This window comes from Streptomyces canus 299MFChir4.1 (assembly GCF_000383615.1).
GTDB classification, from domain to species: Bacteria; Actinomycetota; Actinomycetes; order Streptomycetales; family Streptomycetaceae; genus Streptomyces; species Streptomyces canus_C.
Genome location: NZ_KB911624.1, coordinates 19,728 through 40,223, shown reverse-complemented (window position 1 = coordinate 40,223; position 20,496 = coordinate 19,728). Strand labels below are relative to the sequence as shown.

19 protein-coding genes and 1 pseudogene are annotated in these 20,496 nt (G+C 67.3%); 13 read left to right on the top strand and 7 right to left on the bottom strand.

Translation table 11 applies throughout. From position 1 onward, the window contains the following. Positions 1 to 295: 295 nt before the first annotated feature. Both H293_RS0142795 and H293_RS0142790 read right to left on the bottom strand, forming a co-directional pair. Complete coding sequence (locus H293_RS0142795; RefSeq protein ID WP_020123917.1) at positions 296 to 1,237, bottom strand: alpha/beta hydrolase; 942 nt, start codon at positions 1,235 to 1,237, stop codon at positions 296 to 298. Between the two features lie 348 nt (positions 1,238 to 1,585). Then, positions 1,586 to 2,872, bottom strand: a complete 1,287-nt coding sequence (locus tag H293_RS0142790; protein WP_020123916.1) for a PucR family transcriptional regulator — start codon at positions 2,870 to 2,872, stop codon at positions 1,586 to 1,588. A gap of 164 nt (positions 2,873 to 3,036) precedes the next feature. On the opposite strand from H293_RS0142790, the pseudogene H293_RS60835 reads away from it, so the two are divergent. Next, a pseudogene (locus H293_RS60835) lies at positions 3,037 to 3,129 on the top strand (hypothetical protein); the annotation flags it as partial. Between the two features lie 508 nt (positions 3,130 to 3,637). On the opposite strand, the gene H293_RS0142780 reads toward H293_RS60835, so the two are convergent. Further along, complete coding sequence (locus tag H293_RS0142780; RefSeq protein ID WP_020123914.1) at positions 3,638 to 3,847, bottom strand: hypothetical protein; 210 nt, start codon at positions 3,845 to 3,847, stop codon at positions 3,638 to 3,640. Between the two features lie 1,058 nt (positions 3,848 to 4,905). On the opposite strand from H293_RS0142780, the gene H293_RS0142775 reads away from it, so the two are divergent. Beyond that, positions 4,906 to 5,970 (top strand): NucA/NucB deoxyribonuclease domain-containing protein, encoded by a 1,065-nt coding sequence (locus H293_RS0142775; RefSeq protein ID WP_158694524.1) that lies wholly within the window; start codon positions 4,906 to 4,908, stop codon positions 5,968 to 5,970. Positions 5,971 to 6,039: 69 nt separating this feature from the next. After that, positions 6,040 to 6,711, top strand: coding sequence for a DUF6461 domain-containing protein (locus H293_RS58745; protein ID WP_158694523.1), 672 nt, complete (start codon positions 6,040 to 6,042; stop codon positions 6,709 to 6,711). Between the two features lie 550 nt (positions 6,712 to 7,261). Here H293_RS58745 and H293_RS0142770 read toward each other — a convergent pair. Continuing rightward, positions 7,262 to 7,507 carry a hypothetical protein gene (locus tag H293_RS0142770; RefSeq protein ID WP_020123912.1) on the bottom strand — a complete coding sequence of 82 codons (246 nt, stop codon included), beginning with the start codon at positions 7,505 to 7,507 and terminating at the stop codon, positions 7,262 to 7,264. A gap of 694 nt (positions 7,508 to 8,201) precedes the next feature. Beyond that, positions 8,202 to 9,218 (bottom strand): LacI family DNA-binding transcriptional regulator, encoded by a 1,017-nt coding sequence (locus H293_RS0142765; RefSeq protein ID WP_020123911.1) that lies wholly within the window; start codon positions 9,216 to 9,218, stop codon positions 8,202 to 8,204. A gap of 282 nt (positions 9,219 to 9,500) precedes the next feature. Here H293_RS0142765 and H293_RS0142760 point away from each other — a divergent pair, with 282 nt between their 5' ends. The 5 genes from H293_RS0142760 (at position 9,501) to H293_RS60825 (ending at position 15,751) form a co-directional block, all read left to right on the top strand. Next, positions 9,501 to 10,811, top strand: a complete 1,311-nt coding sequence (locus H293_RS0142760) for an extracellular solute-binding protein (protein WP_028808696.1) — start codon at positions 9,501 to 9,503, stop codon at positions 10,809 to 10,811. 105 nt (positions 10,812 to 10,916) lie between these two features. Next, the gene (locus H293_RS0142755; protein WP_020123909.1) at positions 10,917 to 11,888 is read left to right on the top strand and encodes a carbohydrate ABC transporter permease; all 972 of its coding nucleotides are present in this window, start codon (positions 10,917 to 10,919) and stop codon (positions 11,886 to 11,888) included. 13 nt (positions 11,889 to 11,901) lie between these two features. Continuing rightward, complete coding sequence (locus H293_RS0142750; protein WP_020123908.1) at positions 11,902 to 12,840, top strand: carbohydrate ABC transporter permease; 939 nt, start codon at positions 11,902 to 11,904, stop codon at positions 12,838 to 12,840. 89 nt (positions 12,841 to 12,929) lie between these two features. Beyond that, positions 12,930 to 14,390 (top strand): GH1 family beta-glucosidase, encoded by a 1,461-nt coding sequence (locus H293_RS0142745; protein ID WP_020123907.1) that lies wholly within the window; start codon positions 12,930 to 12,932, stop codon positions 14,388 to 14,390. Positions 14,391 to 15,616: 1,226 nt separating this feature from the next. After that, a complete protein-coding gene (locus tag H293_RS60825) occupies positions 15,617 to 15,751 on the top strand; it encodes a hypothetical protein (RefSeq protein WP_020123906.1) in 135 nt (44 codons plus the stop codon). Positions 15,752 to 15,764: 13 nt separating this feature from the next. Here H293_RS60825 and pyrE read toward each other — a convergent pair whose 3' ends face one another. Beyond that, positions 15,765 to 16,289, bottom strand: coding sequence for an orotate phosphoribosyltransferase (pyrE, locus tag H293_RS0142735; RefSeq protein ID WP_020123905.1), 525 nt, complete (start codon positions 16,287 to 16,289; stop codon positions 15,765 to 15,767). A 236-nt stretch (positions 16,290 to 16,525) separates the two neighbouring features. On the opposite strand from pyrE, the gene H293_RS0142730 reads away from it, so the two are divergent. Next, positions 16,526 to 17,215: a hypothetical protein gene (locus H293_RS0142730; protein WP_020123904.1), complete on the top strand. Its 690-nt coding sequence runs from the start codon at positions 16,526 to 16,528 to the stop codon at positions 17,213 to 17,215. A 50-nt stretch (positions 17,216 to 17,265) separates the two neighbouring features. Here the strand turns inward: H293_RS0142730 and H293_RS56000 are convergent, their stop codons facing one another. Beyond that, positions 17,266 to 17,442, bottom strand: a complete 177-nt coding sequence (locus H293_RS56000; RefSeq protein ID WP_020123903.1) for a hypothetical protein — start codon at positions 17,440 to 17,442, stop codon at positions 17,266 to 17,268. A 330-nt stretch (positions 17,443 to 17,772) separates the two neighbouring features. Between H293_RS56000 and H293_RS51350 the strand changes: the two genes are divergently transcribed. From H293_RS51350 to H293_RS0142705, 4 genes are all read left to right on the top strand, one after another. Beyond that, entirely contained in the window at positions 17,773 to 18,015 is a 243-nt protein-coding gene (locus tag H293_RS51350; protein ID WP_158694522.1) for a DUF6207 family protein, read from the top strand. A 100-nt stretch (positions 18,016 to 18,115) separates the two neighbouring features. Beyond that, the gene (locus tag H293_RS58740) at positions 18,116 to 18,550 is read left to right on the top strand and encodes a hypothetical protein (protein WP_158694521.1); all 435 of its coding nucleotides are present in this window, start codon (positions 18,116 to 18,118) and stop codon (positions 18,548 to 18,550) included. Further along, positions 18,544 to 19,443, top strand: a complete 900-nt coding sequence (locus tag H293_RS54010) for a hypothetical protein (RefSeq protein ID WP_020123900.1) — start codon at positions 18,544 to 18,546, stop codon at positions 19,441 to 19,443. The genes H293_RS58740 and H293_RS54010 overlap by 7 nt, the downstream gene beginning before the upstream one ends. Further along, positions 19,430 to 20,272: a hypothetical protein gene (locus tag H293_RS0142705; protein WP_020123899.1), complete on the top strand. Its 843-nt coding sequence runs from the start codon at positions 19,430 to 19,432 to the stop codon at positions 20,270 to 20,272. The genes H293_RS54010 and H293_RS0142705 overlap by 14 nt, the downstream gene beginning before the upstream one ends. The last annotated feature ends 224 nt before the right edge of the window (positions 20,273 to 20,496 follow it).

The window sequence follows — 20,496 nt, the reverse complement described above, 5'->3', positions numbered from 1 at the left end:
CACCCGCTCGGCAAGAGGTCGTCACCGTCTGAGCAGCGAAGCCGGCCGCCACTGAGCACGGCGCAAGGCAGCCGCGACTTCCCTGGGAGAGGGACCGATTCGTCACGCCCTGACCGGCGTGACTTGTCCAGACACACAACACTGAGAGGCGTACGCACGATGCGAAGTGATGAATACTCAGCCGCGAACAGAGCCGTCGCAAGTCATTGTGTTGACCGTTCTCGACCAAAGAGTGCCAAATGCGATCGCCCTGCCTCGGAGGAGACCTGGTGACGAGAGCGGTTGGGGACTAACTTCACGCGCGCCCCTTTGGCAGAGAAGGGACGTGGCGGCGCAAGAACTCGATCTGGTCCGCGATGACGGTGCCGAACAGGGGCTCGACATAGGGATCGAAGTGGCCACCCTCGTAGACGCGGACGGTGGAGTGCCGCATCTTGCCTGCTGCCCGTTCGGCGACGCGCTTGGGAGTGATCGCGTCCTGCGCGACGATCTGGACCAGGACCGGGCACTTGATGTTCCCGGCCCAACGCTGGGGCGAGTAGAGGCCGATCTTCAACGCGATGCGGGCTGCCACGGTGTGGGGGTAGGCGTCCTCCTTCAGCCCTGATTCACGGAGGAGCGTGTGCATGCCCGGATAGGCGTCCGGCGAGGTCATCATCGCGGTGCGGCCGGGAAGACCGACGCTCTGGACATACACAGGTTCACGACCGAGGCGGGAGGCGATCGCGTCACGAATCCCCGGCACGGTGACCCTGAGAGCGGCCCGCAGGCCGGTCGACCTCACCGCTGCCGGGCCGCTGACGTGCGGGACCTGAGCGATGACGGCGGCGAGAGACTCTCCTTGGCCGGCGATGGTGATGACGTGACCTCCGGCGAACGAGGTACCCCACGCCACGACTCGGGTGTGGTCGATCCCCTCAAGTGACCTGGCGTAGCGGAGGGCGGCGCGCCAGTCCTCGTGCTGCATCGCGATGTCCAGGACCTGGCGCGGCTCCCCCTCGCTCTCTCCGAAATTCCGGTAGTCGAAGACCACGACGGCGTATCCGGCGGCGGCGAAGCTCTCGGCGTAGGCGTAGAGCCGTAGCGCACGCACCGCGCCGAAGCCGTGTGCCATCACAATGACGGGCAACGGCTGATCTGCAACGGTGGGCCGGTAGACGCGCGCGGCGCAGCAGGTGCCGCTGGAGTCGAACCACTCCTCCGACGTCGTGAACGTGCCGTCGAACGGCTCGGCCATGGTGCACTCCTCGTCTCGCTATGTCGTCCTGAATGATGTTCAAGGCGATGGATGGGGCTCAAACGGTGGGTGCCGTCCATGCCGCGAATGCGCGTCACATCGGCAGTCGCCGCGCCACCGCGGCGTCATGGACGGTGCGACGATCGTCCCGGAAGAACCGGGAGCCCCGCGAAGCACGCCCGTGTGCTGGTGATTCTCGCGGTGCTGACAGCGTGACCTCCACCGTGGCGAGGCGCCCAGACTCGCTCGTGCAGACGAAGAAGTCGTCGGTCGGACAGAACAAAATGAGCGGCTCGCGCCGTGGTCGTGGACCAACTCGTCCTCAGCTGTACGGGGATCTGGTCGAGGTCACGGAGATCGGGTGAGCACGGCAGGTCCGAGCCAGCGGCATGCGGCCAGCGCGAGCTCGAGGTCGAGCCGGTCCTCCTCGATCGGCCGCCCCCGCAGCTGCACTGCTTTGTCCACCCGGTACTTGACCGTGTTCTTGTGCAGGTGCACCTTCGCAGCGGTCGCGACAAAGCTCTGGTTCTGCTGAAGGAAGACGGTGAGAGTCTCCCGCAGCCGTGCGACACCTTCGTCGTCCTGCGCCAGCCCCCCGAGCATCGATGTGACGAGGTCGCGGGCGAGGGCGAGGTCGCCTGCGAGGGCCGCGGCCGCCCTGACTCCGGGAGCGGTGAACGACGTGATCTGGTGGGCCCGCTCGGCCCCGATGACGGCGACCTGGTGAGCTCGCAGGGCCTGGCGGTGTGTCGCACGGAAGCCCGCGATTCCTGTCCCGACCGCGCCGATCGCGGCCTTCACTTCACTTCCTGCCTCACCGAGGACTCGGGTCAGGCGGTCGACGTCGATGCTTGTGTCCGCTTGCAGCGGCACCCAGCCCCAGCCGAGCGAGCGGTCCTGCGGGACGAACAGCGGCGAGGACTGCGAACCAACCTCCTGGGCTATCGAGCTGGTCAGCTGCCCGAGACGCTCCAGCGAGCCTGTTGATGTCATCCGTTCGTCCGCCCAGAGGACGAGTCCAAGGTGGTCCTGGCGGAGTCGGTAGCCAAGTACGTGCTCCGCCGCGGCCACATCCATCTCGTCTCCGGCGAGGAGCGCGCTCAGCGTGGCCGTGCGGATCGTATTGCGATTCGCCAGCCACCGCTCCCGCTCGGCCTCGTACGCCTTGACGACCTGCTCGGAAACCCGGTCGATGTAGGCGAAGGCGGCGTCCTGGAGCATCTGCAACGCCGCGAAGGAGATCCTGCCGTCCGGCTCGACGCCGGCCAGCTCCCCGGCCACCCACTCAAGGGCGCGCCGGTGACCGAGGCGGTATGCGCGCAGCAGGGCGTTCGAGGAGATCTCGCGCTGCGCAAGACGTCGCGCGTACTCGACGGCCGGCCACGGCGCCTCCACCGCATCGACCGAGACCCCGTACTGCGCGACGTGGAAGAACGTCTTCACATTGCTCTCCACACTCGCGTAGAGGAGGTCGAGCATCAGCTGATCTCCGCGAAGCTCCGAGATCGACTCGGCGAGCTCGACCTGCAGCACGCGCGCCACCTCGTCGAGCTGCGCGCTCGAGGCCGCGGCGATGTCGGCGACGCGGGCGGCCGCACGGCGGGCGATCTCCTCGCGGTCCGCCCAGGGTTCCATGGTTGGCCTTTCATCCCGTGTTGGTCTCCGGGCACAGGTGTGTGGTGGGCCCTCGGGCTGTCGCTACCGGAACGGTAGTCGGAAGCGGGAGGTACGGAGACCAATCCCTACCCGCTCTTTTGGTTCGCGCGCACAGTGTCCCAGGTCTTCCCGTCTACCTGGTCATGGAGCTGGTCGACGGCTGGAGTTTGGCCCAGGAACGCTCCCTGCGCGGCGCTTTGGCCCCGCAGGAGGCCGCGGCCGTCGCAGCACAGATGGCCACCGGGCTCGCCGCCGCGCACCGGCACGGAGTGATCCACTGGGATATCAAGCCCGCCGGGCGTCCAGGGCCCGCGTGGCCTCGGCGGCGGCCCTCCGAGCCCCGCGGCCGGACGGTATTCCTCCAGGCCGGAATCGCCGACGCCGGCGGCCGGGCCCTGCCACTGGAGCCCCGAGTGCACGGGGATCACGCTGTAGAGGGTGACGTCCCCGAGGCTGAGTCCCAGCAGGGCGTAGTACCAGCCCCGGCGTTCCTCCCAGTCCAGCCGGATGCCGCCGTGGCCGCCGGTGCGGGAGACATCCCAGGCGAGCATCATGCAGGTGGTCAGGCCGCGCTCGAGGCCGTGGCGGCTGGCCCGGACCATGCCCGGCGGGATACCCCGAGCGGTGAGGGCGTCGTCGACGGCCCGGACGTAGGGCCAGTGCGGCATCCCCTGGGGTGCACCGCGCAATCCTGGCGGGTCCAGCACGGATCTACCCCGGCAGGAGCACGTCGGGGTGTGGGGGTTATGAGGCGCGGCGGAAGACGGCCGCCGGGCCGATCACGCGTGGGCCGAACTTGTCGCGGACCCGGTCGACGGCCGTTTCGGCAGCGAGGCGGTTCTCTCGGGCCTCATCAAGGGACAGCTGCCGCGGCGCCTGATCGGCATCCACGAGGTCCTCGCCCTTCAGGACCAGCCCGGTCAGGCGACCGCGCTGCAGGCCGGCGGCATCCATCAGCGAAGCCGACGAGTTCGCAGAATCCCGAAGGAGGTGTTGCGGGAACCCGAGGGACGCTCGGGTAATTATCCTCCCAGGCAGGCGGGTTCGCGGCTTATCACGGGGTCGCGACGGTAGAAGTCGCGACTTGCGGAGCCCGCCCGCGCTACCACCCTGGCCGGCTGCGTACGGGTGGGACGACCTGGAGGCGGGGGTGGGCAACGAGCGTTCCGACGACCGGGCTCGGTCCTGCTTGGGTCGCCTTTGAGTGCCTTGACGCGTGAGCCGTCGATCACCGCTCTCGACCAGTCAAGCGCGTCGGTGGTGTTCAGTTCAGCCGGGAGTGCCTCGTGCAGACGCTGCCAGGCACCCGCGTTGTTCCAGTCAGACAGGCGCCACCAGTAGGTCATGCTGGTACCGGAGCTCAACGCCTGCGGTTGCAACTCCCGTCGGAATGCCGGTGTTCAGCACAAACAGGACACCCGACCGCACCTTCGGTCATTCAGATCCGCGCCCGCAGGTCATCGGGCACGATGCACGGCGGCTGCTCACCGCTTGCCATGCGCAGGTTGACGCGCCATCAGAGTCCCACAGGCGCAGGCCGACAAGTCATTTGCGCGCTTCCGCCCACTGCAGGCACGCGGCCGTACTCGTCTCGGACAACAGTCGGCGAAGTGCTGATCCCTGCTTGAAATCAAGCCAATGAGCCTGCTGTGCGTGGCAGGTTGATCACGGTCGAACATACGATCATGCCGCTTCCCCTGGAAGTTGAAGGGGACATGAACCAAACCTCCCATGAAGGGATCTTCATGCAGGTCCGCAGAAGCCGCATGTTCGCAGCCCTCATATCCCTGGCTACCGCAGCCACCCTAGCCCTCATCAGCGCGCCAGGGGCCCAGGCAGACACCCCTGCTCCCGCTCACGGCAAGCTATTAGGTTCGTTTACCCCACAGGACTTCGCCTCGCAGCCAGCTCCGCACCTGGCAAGCCCCATGAAAGCTTCGGCCAAACGCTGCTCACCGCTACCGGCGGGTTCAATCGCACGTAGGGCCGGAGCCACCACCGCGTGTATCCAGGTGACCGCCCCATCCGGCAGCAGCCCGGTGCGTACTAGTGGTCTTAATAATGCTCAGGACGCTGCGGCGACGTGCAGCGTCACGAACCCGGGCTCGTACTCCTATCACCGCCACGACTACTGCCTGAATGGCCTTGAGGCCACGTACACCGAATATAACGAGCAGAATCCCGGGGAGATCCTCGGCACAGGCGTTCTTACCGTCAGCAGCAGCGCCACCCTGTCGGCATCAAGTGGCCGGTGGCAGGAGTCCCAGACGGTCACCCTCGCCGAGGCCACGGGCCTGGTCGAGGATCTGAGCGTGGGACTCACCGCCAGCTGCACTGCCAGCTGCACTGCCACCGTACCCAATCCCTGGGCGGGCAACCGGCTTCTGACGGTGGGCACGTCGGCCTCCGGGAACGTCACATTCCTGGCAACGCCGAGTGCGGGCCTGGTCAGTAACATCACGACCAGCTACGTACTGAACGTGACGCAGCCAGGGGCCATCCCGATCAACGAGAACGCCCCCTGGAGCAATCCCCGCCAAGTCCGCTGCGACACCACGTTCGCCGACAACACCAGCACCGGCTGCGTCATCCCCAGCATCCGCCCCGAACTCGACCTCTCGCTAGCCACATACGGCGCAGCGGCAGCCACGTACGGCTGGGCCGAGAACAACCTCATCGACCACTGGGGAGCCGACGACAACCCCCTCCAGCGGCTCGCCAGCGAGACCGCGCAGACGGCGAACCGCACAAGCACCTGCGGCTCTGGCGCCTCGCGGCCCTTCGTGTATCTGGACGCCACCGTCCCGGACGACTCCTGCGACGAGTATCCTTTCGCCGCGACCTACCAGGGAGGCACCAACGGCGGCCTGTGCGCGGACGTCATCCCCCTGCTGCAGAACGGCGTCTGGAACTTCTACCAGGACCCCAACGCCCCTGCCGTCACCTTCAACGAACCCTGCATCCGCGGCCATGTGCCGAACAGTGAAAACGGCGCCGCGGGGCTCGCCCTGGGCCGCAACTCCCAGAGCGAGCGTGTCATCGACCTGGAGAAATTCGACCTCGTCGTGACAGCCTGATTCACACTGCACGTTCGCTGCGCCCCGGGAGCACTTCGCGGGGCGCAGCGGCTTCGACCGGAGTACGAAATGAACGATGCGGACCCTTCAGCGTGGGAGTGGATGTTCCACGGCCGCTACTTGGGCTTCACCATCACCTTCACTCACGCAGTAACGCCCGAGGAATGCCTGCGCCGCTACGGCGTAGATCCCTCCGCGGCCCGTCACCTGCCGTTTGCGGGCATCGATGACGCTCTACGGCCTGGGCCGGACGATGCCATTCTGAGAGTGGGCATGCTCCGGGATTGGGCGTTCGCCATCGAGATCCTCGGTGGCATGGGGAACGCCCCTGCGATGCTCGCCGAAATTTCCCGCGGCACGGAGACGATCGCCGTTCATGTGGGGGCCAGTGCCCTGCGCACCTTGGCCTATTGGGTGAACGGTAAGCCCCTGGAGAAGTTTGAGCCAGGCGAGGCACCCACGCTCAGAGCAGCAGGGACACATCCCTTCTGGGACGCCACCGAACGGTACCGGACCGCCCAGCCTGGAGCTAGAGCCGTCCTCGCCGCTATGCAGGCAGTAGAAGAACGCATCGGAGGACATCTCACTCTCGATCTCGACGAGGGCCCCCTGCTGTCCCTGGTCCTGCCGCAAATCCTCCCGCCCCCGTCTCCCCCAGTGCCCGCACTACCACGGGTCAACCCCTCTCCGCCCGGGCGACTGGGCCGCCACCTCGGTAGCTTCCGCCCACCCGAGAGATGAGGATCGCCTCACGGCAAGGGGCCGTCTGTCGGCCCTTTGGTAGCGTTTATCTCTTCTAGACTAATCGGCGGCAGCGACTGTTGAGGGGACGATCGCGGGCCGCCGCAGGGGTCTTGAGTGGGACCTTCCCTGCGGCGGCAGCCCGCTCGGGCTCAGCCCTGGTCGGCGGCGAACATCTGCAGCCGGTGCTTCTTGGCGTCGCCGCTCGTCTCGCTCATCGCGGCGGAGGACTCCTGCGCCTGCGTGATGTCCTCGTTCGTGATCGTCGCGGCGATCTACTGGAGGAGGTCGTCCACTGATTCACTTCCCTTCGGGGCTGGCTGGTCGTTGCAGTGCGGCACCTGGTGTCCGGACACTTGTTGCCGCTTCAGCACTCTCCCCTGCAACGAGGGGGCTGCCAAAGTGCGCTTACAGGACGAATCCCGGACGGGAGGCCGAGTGCATATGCACTGGTCACACGCAGGGGCAGAGGTGAAGGCGATACCTCCGCTTGACCTCAGGGCTGCCGGGCCCCTCCGAGAGGGCGCAGGTGAGCATGTTCTTAACAGGCTCAGTGCGTGAGGTCGGGAGTGTCCTCGTGAGCGATCTCCGGTTCGACGTGCTTTCGCGCCTTCCCCATGCGTGTTACACCGATCGCCCAGATGGCGGCGTAGACAATGGCGAGCCCAGCCAGAAGCCGGGTGGTGTCGGGCATGCCGATGGACGCGGCCAGAGGTGCCACCGCGAGAGACGCCGCCCACAGGCCGCCAGCCCCGAACGCTGATCGAGCCCAAACCGGCCACGCGCCTTCGCTCATCGGAGTTCCCCTCCGGGCACCGCTCCCCCGACGACGGCTCCCAGCCGGTTGATGTCGGGGCTGGACAGCACAGCGGGAGGGCTGCCTTGGAGGTGGACGACGGCGATCATCGCGCGGCCCAGGTGCTCGGTCGTGGTCGTGTGCGACGGTGCCAGTCGGTGCAGCAGGAGGTACAGCCACGACGTGAGTCGGTACGTCGGATGGTAGGCCGGGGTTCGAGAGACGGCGCCCTGGAGGGGCGGGATGTAAGCGGGCTGGAAGGCACACGCGTGGAACGGAATCCCCGCGGTTCGTTCTCGGTACGCCTCAGGCCCCGGGCCCCCGCCGAGCGGCTCAACTCGGAGGCGCCCTCCCCCGATACGAAGGTGAAGGTCAGAGACGGGGCAGCGGCGCTCACCGCGTCCGCGGCTGCCAGCGTGTGATCATGGATGATCCCGGAGTATTCCTCCTCACTGCGGCCGGCCGAGGAGAGACCCGCGCAGTAGAAGCAGGCGTCCAGATGCGCGAGTTCGCCTTGAGCGGCCCTGAATTCCGTGAAATCGTGCCGCCCTGCCGGACCTTCGGATGGTCCGCGTCCAGAAGCCTGCGGACCACTAGCAGGACGGGGTCGACCTGGCGCTCCCGGTGCTGAATCAGGACGGCGGCGAGGCGGCGCCACTGCGTATAGGTCGCTCACCAACAGCCCATCAGGGACTCATGACGAGTCGCGTACGACGAGCTCAGTGGGGAGCGTGACGCGCCGACGCGGCCTTTCGGGGTCGCCGATCTCCTCCAGAAGGATCTGGGCGATCATGGCGCCGATCTCCTCGACGGGCTGACGCACTGTGCTGAGGGGCGGATTGGTGTGCCGGGCGATGATGGAGTCGTCGAATCCGACCACGGCCACGTCGTCGGGGACCCCCCTCCCCTGCCTGCGCAGCTCTGCCAGAGCCCCTGCCGCCATGACGTCCGAGGCGACGAACAAGGCGTCGAGCTCTGGGACCCGTTCAAGGAGTGAACGCATCGCCGCCGCGCCGCCCTCCTCGGTGAAGTCGGCCGAGGTCACGAGCCGGTCCGTGGCCTCGTGGCCCGCCTTTTCGAGCGCCTCGCGCCAGCCCTGGAGCCTGCTGCGCGCTACGTCCATGTCAAGCGGTCCACTGATGGTGGCGACGGTGCGCCGCCCTCGCGCGAGGAGATGGTTGACGGCCTTCGCGGCGCCGCCCGCGTTGTCGGAGTGCACATGGCTGAGCGACTCGTCGGAGGAACGACGCCCGGCGAGCACCGTGGGCAGCCCCATGTCCTCCAGCAACCCCGGCAGCGGGTCGTGCTCGTGCACCGAGACCAGGAGCACGCCGTCGACACGCCGTTCCGCGACCGACTCGGTGAGCTGGTCGCGCTCGGCCTGGTCGCGTACGAGCACCAGTTGGAGTTGGGTGCGGGTCTCCGCGAGGGCGGTGCTGACCCCGCGGATGACCGCCGAGAAGTAGGGCTCCGAGCCCAGTCTGCTCTCCGACTCGGGGATCACCAGGGCCACGGAGTTCGTCCGGCTCGTCTTCAGCCCGCGGGCAACCGAGTTCGGGACGTAGTTCAGCTCGGCGATGGCGGCGAGCACGGCAGCCCTCGCCTTCTCACTGACGAGCTCCGAACCGTTGATGACTCGTGAAACCGTGGTGCGTCCGACACCGGCGCGCGCGGCCACGGTGATGATGGTCGGACGTTGCCTGCCCCCCATGACGCCTCCCTCGCTCGTCGATGCCCAGGCGGCTTCCACCTGCGCATTGTGCCAGACCTACGGGACGGGCCCGCGGGGTCCGGGCGCGGGCTCCCGACATCTTTCCGCAACGAAGTGGATTCAACTTCTTGACAGACGCCTTAAGCGGCGGCCAGGCTGCGAGCTCCTGGGTGGGCACGTTCCCACCCTTAATTGGGAACGTGCCCAACAGACAAATAACGCCTTCAGGGCGAGCCGTGGGCTCGAACTCCGGTGCGTCAGCGCCGCCGCTAGGAGGACGAAATGGACAAGTTCCGAAGGAAGCCGCGTACAAGGGTCGTGGCCGTCGTGTCGGCCGCGTCGGCCCTGGGTCTGCTCGTGGGCTGCGGAGGCAGCGACGGGGGAACCGGTGGGGGCAAGAAGGACGGCAAGGTCACCATCACCATGGGGCTCTTCGGTGTCATGGGCTTCAAGGAGACCGGTCTGCTCGACAAGTACATGAAGGAACACCCGAACGTCGTCATCAAGGCTGACGTCGCGGGCGACGAGCAGACCTACTACACCGCCCTGCAGACCCACTTGGCCGCAGGCAGCGGCCTCAAGGACATCCAGGGCATAGAGATTGGTAGGGCCAAGGAACTGTCCGACACCCAGAAGGACAAGTTCGTCGATCTGGCCGGCGTGGCCGGGACGGACCACTTCCTTCCGTGGAAGCAGAGCCAGGTCACCGCGGCCGACAAGAAGGTCATCGGCCTCGGCACCGACATCGGCCCGATGGCGGTCTGCTACCGCAAGGACCTCTTCGAACAGGCCGGCCTGCCCACCGACCGCGACGAGGTCGCCAAACTGTGGGAGGGCGACTGGTCGAAGTACGTCGACGCGGGCAAGCGGTTCAAGCAGAACTCGAAGGACGACAAGGTCGCCTTCATGGACAGCTCCAGCGGCCTGTTCAACGCCATGATCTACGGCAACTCCCAGCAGTTCTACGACAAGCAGGGCAAGCTGATCTACGCCACCAACCCCGTCGTGAAGGACGCGTGGAAGCTGGCCTCCGAAGCGGCCACCTCCGATCTGACCGCCAAACTCCGCCAGTTCCAGCCCGGTTGGGACCCCGGACTGGCCAACAGCACCTTCGCCAGCACCGTCTGCCCGGCGTGGATGCTCGCCCACATCAGCGAGAAGGCGGGACCCAAGAACAAGGGCAAGTGGGACGTCGCCAAGGCACCCAAGGGCGCCAACTGGGGCGGTTCCTTCCTCGGCGTGATGGAGCAGAGCCCCGTCAAGAAGGAGGCGCAGGACCTCATCGCCTGGCTCACCGCTCCCGAGCAGCAGGCCTACCTCTTCGAGAAGATCGGCAACTTCCCCTCGTCGCAGACCGCGTTGGAGATGCCTGAAGTCGTCAATGCCAAGTCGGACTACTTCAGTGGCGCCCCCATCGGGAAGATCTTCGGCGCCGCGGCCCAGGAGATCCCCGACGAGCAGGTGCTCGGCCGCAAGGACGGCACCATCAAGGACATCTTCTCGCAGGGCCTGACCTTGATCGAGGCGCAGAACAAGAGCCCGAACGAGGCGTGGAAGACCACTGACGAGCGTATCGAGAAGGCCGCCGGCTGACCCAGGGCCATCGCCCGCCTCCTCCGCCCGGCGCCCCACGCACGGCCCGTGTGGGCCGCTGGGCCCCTGCCCGCCTCACCCCCCGTCCAGGAAGGACGCCTTCCGGTGGCCATCTCCACCTCGACACCCCCAGACGGTGCTTCCGGCATCGGCGCGGAGCGCCAGCGGCGCCGCACGCTGTTGCACCGCCTCGACGTCCGGGGTGCGCCGTACGCCTTCGTCGCCCCGTTCTTCGTCGTCTTCGCCGCCTTCAGCTTCTACCCCCTCATCTACACCTCGTGGATCTCGCTGCACCGCGTCGAACTGTCGACCCTGAACCTCATGGAGTGGGTCGGCTTCGACAACTACACGGCGCTGTGGGAGGACGACCGGTTCTGGAACGCGCTGGCCAACACCTTCACCATCGGCGTCCTGTCGACCGTGCCACAACTGCTGATGGCGCTCGGACTGGCGCACCTGCTCAACTACCAGCTGCGCGGCTCGACGTTCTTCCGCGTCGCCGCCCTGACGCCCTATGCCACCTCGGTCGGTGCCGCGGCCCTGGTGTTCACGATGCTCTTCGAGCGCGACTTCGGCATGATCAACTGGGCGCTGAGCCTGATCGGTGTCGACAACATCGACTGGGAGAACAACAAGTGGGCCGCGCAGACGGCCATTTCGTCCATCGTCATCTGGCGATGGACCGGTTACAACGCCCTGCTCTACCTCGCAGCGATGCAGGCGATCCCCCGCGACCGCTACGAGGCCGCGGCCATCGACGGCGCCTCGCGGTGGCAACAGTTCCTCAAGGTCACCGTCCCCGGCATCCGCTCCACCATCGTCTTCACCATCGTCCTGTCCACGATCGGCGCCACCCAGCTCTTCGGTGAACCCCTGATCTTCGGTCAGGGCCCGAACGGCATCACCGGAGGAGCGGACAACCAGTACCAGACGCTGGGTCTGCTGCTGTACGAGGAGGGCTGGAAGAACTACCAGATGGGCCGGGCCGCCACGGTCGCCTGGGCGATGTTCCTGCTGCTCATTCTCGTGTTCGTCGTCCAACGGATCGTCCAGCGCGTCCTCACGCGCAGGACCTGACCGGGAGATCTCCATGACCACAGACAGCATCCCGGTCCCGGCGACGGAGGCACGCCCCGCGACCGCGCGGAAGACCCGCAAGGCCACCCCGTCCAGTGGACGGCGCCGCCTGTTCCGGCACCCGGGTGCCGGACGTCAGCACCACGCGGGTCCCGTCGCCTACATTCTGCTGGGATTCGCCGCCCTGCTCTCCCTGTTCCCCCTCTACTGGACGATGGTGGCGGCGTCGACCGACAACACGCGCGTCACCCAGACGCCGCCGCCCTTCCTGCCCGGGCCCCACCTCCTGGACAACCTCGGCAAGGCCTGGCAGGACGCCGCACTGGGCAAGGCCATGCTCAACAGCCTGATCGTGGCCGGCGCGATCGCCCTGTCCACGGTGCTCTTCGCCACCCTCGCCGGCTTCGCCTTCGCCAAACTCCGCTTCAAGGGCCGCAACATCCTGCTGATGCTCGTGATCGGCACGATGATGGTGCCGCCTCAACTGGGCGTCGTACCGCTGTTCATGATGATGACGGAACTGGGATGGGGGCAGAAGCTGCCCGCCGTCATCTTCCCCACCCTCGTCAGCGCCGTCGGCGTCTTCTTCATGCGGCAGTACCTGTCCGAAGCGCTGCCCGACGAACTCGTCGAGGCCGGACGGGTGGACGGTGCGCACTCCCTGCGCATCTTCTGGAGCATCGTGCTGCCGATCGCCCGGCCCCCCATGGCCGTGCTGTTCATGATCACGTTCGTGCACGCCTGGAACGACTTCTTCTGGCCCTTCATCGTGCTCGACATGACCAATCCGACGGTGCCCGTCGCCCTCACCCAGCTCAGCGCGGGATACGTGCGCGACCAGTCGCTGATCATGGCGGGTGCGCTGCTCGGCACGCTGCCTCTGCTCGCCCTTTTCGTCGTCTTCGGCCGTCAGATCGTCGGCGGCATCATGCAGGGAGCCGTCAAGGGATGAATGCCGTGCCCTCCCCCGCCGCCGCGGCCCCTCAACGCCCGCACGCAGCTCCGCCCCTCCCACCCCGCCCCGCACTTGGAAGGACCCACATGGCCACCGCAATCCGACGCGTCGCGCCCGCCCTGGAGAACACCGCCACCCGCAGGTTCCCGCCGGGATTCACCTGGGGCACCGCCACCGCCGCCTACCAGATCGAGGGTGCCGCTTCCGCGGACGGACGCACTCCTTCGATCTGGGACACCTACTCGCACACGCCCGGCAGGGTGCGCAACGGTGACACCGGTGACATCGCCACCGATCACTACCACCGCTGGCACGAGGACGTCGACATCATGGCCGACCTCGGGGTGAGCGCTTACCGGTTCTCCCTGTCGTGGCCGCGCGTGCAGCCGACCGGCCGCGGCCCGGCCGTCGAAAAGGGGCTCGACTTCTATCGCGCCCTGACCGACGCACTGCTGGAGAAGGGCATCGAACCGGTCGTCACGCTGTACCACTGGGACCTGCCGCAGGAGTTGGAGGACGCCGGCGGCTGGCCGGAGCGCACCACCTCCGACCGGTTCGCCGACTACGCCGCCTTGGCGGCACATGCGCTGGGAGACCGGGTGAAGACCTGGATCACCCTCAACGAGCCCTGGTGCAGTGCCTTTCTCGGATACGGCTCAGGAGTCCACGCGCCGGGACGCACCGACCCGGTCGCCGCCCTGCGGGCGGCGCATCATCTCAACCTCGCCCACGGCAAGGCCGTTCAGGCGCTGCGCGCCGAACTGCCCGCCCGCGCCCACACGTCCATCACCCTCAACATCCACCACGTCCGCGCGCTGACCGAGACAACCGAGGACCTGAACGCGGCTCGGCGGATCGACGCTCTGGCCAACCGCGTCTTCACGGGCCCGCTGCTGGAAGGCGAATACCCCCAGGACCTTCTCCAGGACACGGCGAGCCTGACCGACTGGTCCTTCGTACAGGACGGCGACACCGACACCATCCACCAGCCGCTGGACTTCCTGGGCGTCAACTACTACACGCCGACGGTCGTCTCCGCCACCACCGGTGAGGCCGGCCATGGTTCCGACGGCCATGGTGCGAGCAAGCACAGCCCTTGGCCGGGCGCCGACGACGTCACCTTTCACCGACCGCCGGGCGACACCACCGCGATGGGCTGGGCAGTCGACCCCAGCGGTCTGTACGACCTGCTGACGCGTCTCACAGCAGACTTCCCCGCGATGCCGCTGGTGATCACCGAGAACGGTGCCGCGTTCGACGACTACGTGAACCCGGAGGGCGAGGTGTCCGACCCCGAACGCATCGCCTACCTACATGGCCACCTGTCAGCCGTACTCCGCGCCATCGGGGCCGGCGTGGATGTCCGGGGCTACTTCCTGTGGTCGCTGCTGGACAACTTCGAGTGGGGTTACGGCTACAGCAAGCGCTTCGGTGCCGTCTACGTCGACTACCCCACCGGCAAGCGCATCCCCAAGGCCAGTGCGCGGTGGTACGCCGACGTGGTCCGCACCGGCGTCCTGCCGGAGGGGAGCGGCGCAAACCGGTGAGCCGGAGGAGACCCGCCTGGCCGCCCGATCCGCGCAAGGCCCCGTCCGCGGTCCATGGCAACGTCTTCACGGTCGGACCCTGCACCCGAGTCAGGGCGAAGCGCCCCCGCTCCCGCAATCCGGAGCAGGCCCAGTTTCTTGCGGCCGCGCCAGGCGGATGTGGCGATCAACACCTTCGAGGACCGGACCAACGCCTGACCAGGCCGTCCAGCCCGGCAGACGGTCGAGATGAAGGTCTGGAGCGCGTGGCCGGACACCACGCAGCCCGTCCCGAGAATGCGTGGTGTCCGGCCACGCGCTCCAGACGTTCCACGGCGAATTCGCCCGGCTCGTCGACGTGCTTCCAGCGGCCGAATGCGCCGGGAGGCGCGGGGCGCGGGGCGCGGTCGAGCTGAACACCGGTCTGGCCGAGGGTGCCCACGAACCTGTCAATGGGACAGCGGTACCGGCCTCCGGCTGCGGCCGGAGGCCACACCCTGCAGGAGGACGCCGCACGGGGGCAGTCGTGGCGGCTGATCTTGTCGCCCGTCGGATACAGACGTGGTGCGTCTCGGTACAGCGGCCGTACACCTCTCGATCCCTCCCTCGATGGCGGCCACGCCAGGGGCGCCGGTCGGCCGGTGCGGACGGGCAGCCGATCAACGCGAACGCCGCGGTGTGCCGCCCGCGGTGACCGCGCTCGCGGCGGGGCGCCGTGACCGGGACGGGGAGACGTCGATGACGTGTTCACCGCACTCGGATGGCTAGGGCGGCGCAACGCGTCCACAGCTCCTACCTGCGGTTTCCCGCAGACCTACCCGCGGCTGGGCGAAACGCACAACTCGTCTTACGGGTCCGGCGGTTCTTCTGCACGGCCACGGTATGCGGCCGACGCACGTTCGTGGAGCAGGTGCCCGGACTGACCCGCCGCCACGGCCGGGTCACTGAGCGGCTGCGGCAGACGATGGGCGCGATCGGTCTGGATCTGGCTGGCCGGGCTGGCGCCCGTCTCGCCCAGCTCATGGGCATCGCCACCAGCCGCACCACGCCGCCGCGCCGGGTGATGGACCTGCCCGACCCGACCGTGACGCGCCCCCGCGTCGTCGGCGTGGACGACTTCGCGTTGCGGCGTGGGCACGTCTACGGAACGGTCGTGATCGACGCTGAGACCCACCAAGTCCTCGACCTGCTGTTACCTGCCCGGCATCAGCAGCTTTGCCGTCGGCCTGCACAGCGACTTCGATGCAGTGACAGCCGGCCTGACCGCGGACTGGAACTCCGGCCCGGTCGAAGGAGCAGTCAACCGGATCAAGATGCTCAAGCGGCAGATGTTCGGCCGCGCCGGCTTCGCCCTGCTACGGAAGCGAGTTCTCCTCACCTGATGGGCACCCTGCCTCAGGCAGTAGTTCTCAGATCATCTGCGGTCAGGAGTGACAGAAGGCGGATTTGTTCGGCCGCAAGCGTCTCGGTCCCGCCCTGTTGACGGTCGATGACGCAGAGCGCCTCGCGAACGTCCGCACCCAGGGCACGCAACTCGGCGGTGGACAAGACGATCTGACCACCGCTAGTGACGACGTCCTCTACGACCAGCACTCGGCGCCCAGCGATGTCCGCGCCTTCAGCCAGGCGGCGCGTTCCATACGACTTGGCCTGTTTACGGACAATGGCGCAGGGAAGGCCGGTGTGTCGGCCGAGCGCGGTGACGACCGGGATACCACCCATCTCAAGGCCCGCCAGCACCTCCGTACCGTTCGGCACGAGCGATGCCATTGCCTGGGCGATGGCATCGAGGAGAACAGGGTCACCTTCGAAGCGGTACTTGTCGAAGTACTCCGAGGCCCTACGTCCCGAGCGGAGTACGAAATCACCGGTCAGATGGGATGCGGCATGGATCTGGCGAGCAAGCTCTGAAGTCGTCACAGGACCGAAGTGTCTCAGCCGACCGAACCTCTGGCCGGTCGGTGAGTCTCCCAACAAACGGTGAGATTGGCGATCACCGAACCTAGTCGGCTCACGGAACTTGTGGCAGACCCCGAATCAGACCATTAAAGCCACCCTACCGCCGTCGCTGGAAAACCGAATCGTGACCGTGGTCGTCTTAGGAGCCGAACAGGATCCGGGCAGGCCGGATCCGCTCCTGGAAGCCGGGAGGATCGGTGGAGACAGAGCAGCGTGTCGTGCACCGCAGTTGGTTGTTCTCCCGGTTGTTGTGGATCCTGACCGCGATCGCGGTCAGCCTTCTGGTCTTCTGCCTGGTCAAGGAGAATCTGCCCGGTCATGTCGCACGGTCGTGGCCGTGGAAACTCCATCTACTGGACACCGGCAGCGCTGTGACCGCGGTGCTGGGAACGGGAGGAGTCGCGCTCGCCCGAGCCCAGTACGCGCAGACGGTCAAGCCGTCGCTCAGTTCGGTCGGTGCCGTGTACGACCGCTCCCCCACCGGCGGACTGGTGTGGGCGTTCCAGCTCGCCAACGGATCGCAGGACGTGGCCGTGATCAGAAACGTGGCTTACTGGATCGTGTTCAGCCCTGCCGCGATCGCTGCCTGGGCGGCCAACCCCGGCCACTGGATGCCCCAAGAGGAAGTGGTGGCGGCCATCAAGAACCGGCAGTTGGCGAAAGGCGAGCACTTCGACTTCAAGCACCTGGGACGCGGAGCCTTCATCAGTGCCGGCCACCCGACCGGTATCGGCTGGCTCTCAGAACGAGCCATGCAGGAGGTCCAAGACCTCCACGTGAAAGTCACGGTGCTCGACCGTGCGGGAGACACTCATGAGCGGGTGATGCCACTGATGAAGAACGTCGACCGACCGCTTCGGAACCCCACTCCTGCCTTCCTGGTCTGAAGCCCGCCCGATGGACTCCCGGGTGAGGCCGCCGCGGCGGCCTCACCCCTTTACCTCTCCTGCTGCCGCCACCGGTGGAAGAACGTCAGACCCGGGCCTGCTCCGAGGTACAGCGGGCCGCCCGTGAGCAGGGAGCCGACGTCGATCGCCTGCCGCGGTCCCAGCACGCTGACGCCCTGCCGTGTGTAGTACGAGCCCAGGTTTCGTTCAGTGTCGAACGAACTCACCGAACAGCAGCGTGTAGTCCAGCTGCCAGTACACCTGCACGCACCCAAGTCTCGGATAGCCGAGACCAGCCGAGACCACTTGGGACGGCGACGACACCTGCGCGAACTCGGCCCTGCCGGTGCACCGGGTTGCGGTGCGTACGCCTCCAGTGACGTGAGTCTGCGCAGCGAGTCACATGCCAGCGGTCCAATAGCTCCCTGGCCTGCCGTGGTCGGCCCCGTGGACGGGGTGTCCACCGCCGTGGATTCCCGTGCCGACTCTCGTTCCCGGACGGGTGAAAGCCGCGCGATCGCCAAAGCCTTCACAGGCGCGGGCAGGTCATGCTGGGCATGAGACCGATCCACGACGCGCACGTCGAGCAGCCGGGGCTGGCCGTCGTCGAGGTCGCGGCCGCCGACGACGTGACGGTCTTCGCCGTCCAAGACCTGCTCGCCGCCAACTACACGGTCGCACCGGGCGAACGTGCGGTCCGCGAGCCTGGCGAGTCCTGTGTACGTGAGACTCGGGATCCAAACCCGAGTCAGGGACTGCTCGACTGTCGGACCGAAATGGATAAAACGCTCACAAAATGACTGTTTTGCACGGTCCGCTCTGGCAGAGTCGCTGCGTGTTCAGGGGCGTGTGAAACGAGGAGCCCCAAGCGCCCTCAGTGCACACAGGCAGGGAAAAGCCATGAGCGACGCAGGAGGTTACTCCGGCCGGAACGCAGACCGCAGCGCCGGGGACAGTGCCGCGTCGCCTGTGCCCACGGCCCCCGGCGCGAAGAGCCCGGCGCAGCTGGCCCCCGGCGGGTCGGGAGGAGGACGTACCGAGTCAAGGGGACCTGATGAGGGACCGAGGCCGCCGTCCTGGCGGGCGTTGATCAGCGGCCTGCTGATCGCCCTGGTGATGGCCTCCATCATGGTCACGACCTACGTGTCGGCGCAGCACGCCGTGGTCGCCCACAACCTTCCGTGGGGCGTGACCGGCAGTTCACCGCTGACCACAGCCGTCCAGGAACACATCTCGCTGAAGATCCACCACTACAAGGACCAGGCCGCCCTGGAGGACGCCGCCAACCGCACGGAGATCTACGGCGGCTTCGTGGCACAGAGCACACCGTGGTGATCGCCGAGGCCGCGAGCCTGGTCGCCCCCGGCCAGATGCCCGCTCTCTACGAGAAGGCCGCCAAGGGCGAGGGCCAACATCTCGCCTTCAAGGTGACCAACAGACTTCCCAAGCAGGGTCCGCTCGGCGTCGTCCCAGGTATCGCGGTGTTCGCGCTGCTCGTGGCCGGCTACCTGGGCTCCACTCTCGCCGTGCAGCGCACCGGCACGGCGTCAGCCCGCCGCCGCGTTCTCAGCCTCATCGGCTACGCGGTCATCGCCGGCCTGGTCTTCGACGTGATCATTGGTCCGATCCTCGGCGCACACCCGGACGTCGACACCAACTTCTGGCCCCTATGGGGAGAGTTCACCCTCATGTGCCTGGCCGTCGCGCTGCTCGCCGCAACGCTTCAGAGCCTGATCGGCCCGATCGGCACCCTGCTCACTGTCGTCATCGTCGTCCTCTTCGGCAACCCCTCCACCGGCGGAGTCAACGGAACCGCCTACCTGCCGGCCTTCTGGCAGTACCTCGGCCCCGTTCTGACTCCGTGGAACGGGGCACCCCTGGTCCGCAACACCCTGTACTTCGACGGCAACGCCATCACCCAGCAGTTCGTCGTCCTGAGCATCTACGTCGTCGTCGGAGCCGCGTTGGTCACCATCTCCACCTACGGGCCTGCTGTGGTGGCGCGGCACCAAACGACGCCCACCCATCAGCCCCGAAGAAGAGGGCGGCATCGCCGCCATCCCACCCGCATGAACCGGCCGCGCCCCGCATCCCGCCGCCCAGACCGAGCAGGCCAGGCACCAGGCCACACCACCCCCGCAGGCTGCAGCGACGGCTCGGACCGACGGCGTCTCCCCCGTCTTTCCCTCCCGCTCGAATATGGAGGCTCGGCCCGTGGTACAGCCTGAGCAGCGCGCCGAGGGCGCGGGACCGTTCACCACCCGGCTCACCTGGCACCCTCCCGGCGGCGGCACCGCCGTGTGGGAGTCCCGGCTCGCGCGCCGACGCGGCGTTCTCGCCGTCCGCCCCCACGGCATGACGGCAACCCAGCACATCCGTGCAGACGCCGTCGCCATCGCCCGCCTGCACAGACTCAACACCATCGCGGCGATCGCCTTCGTCATCGGCGGGGCCCTCTTCGCCGCCGGCGCGGCCGTCGCCCAGTTCGGCTCCGGCAACGCCACCGCATGCGCCTCGATCTACTTCGCGGGCGGCCTGTTCTTCACCACCGGCGGGTACGTCTCACTGCTCCAGGTGATCAACGCGCCCCGCCACGAAGGCGGCGGCGAAGGCCGACTGGTCACCGGCCGCTGGCGGTGGTGGAGTTACGAACCGATGCGGGTGGACTGGCTGAGCACGTTCGTCCTGTTTGCAGGCACCCTCGTCTTCGCCGTCGACCTGCTGGACTCCTTCCTGCAGGGCCTGAACGTCCACCAGGTCAACCGGCTGATCTGGGTGCCCAACGTGATCGGCTGTGCCCTCTTCCTGGTCTCCGGCCACCTGGGCTTCGTCGAGCTCTGCCACGGCCGGCCCTGCCTCCGCCCGCACAGCCTCGGCTGGCGGATCGTGGCCGTGAACCAACTCGGTTCCGCCCTCTTCATGGTCTCTGCGCTCGCTGCCTACACCCGCCCTGCCACCGACAGCCTCGTCAACGCCGACATCGCCAACTGGGGCACTCTCACCGGCGCCTTGTGTTTCTCTCTCGCCGGCCTCCTCCAACTCAGCGAACACCCATAGAGGTCGCAGGCGAGGCGATGCCGACCAACCTCCACACCGTCGCTGCCGCAGGGTGCTCCGCGAAGCTGGCCAGCAGCCGTAGTTCAGAGAAGGCCTTCTCTGAACTAACTGATCGTTTCAAAATGGTTGGCGTTCACATAGCGGCCTGCGGCGTCCAAGGTGGTGGTGGCAGAATGCCGGGGTGGAGTCGATCTTGCGCGCCGCCGGCGAACTGTTGGATCTCG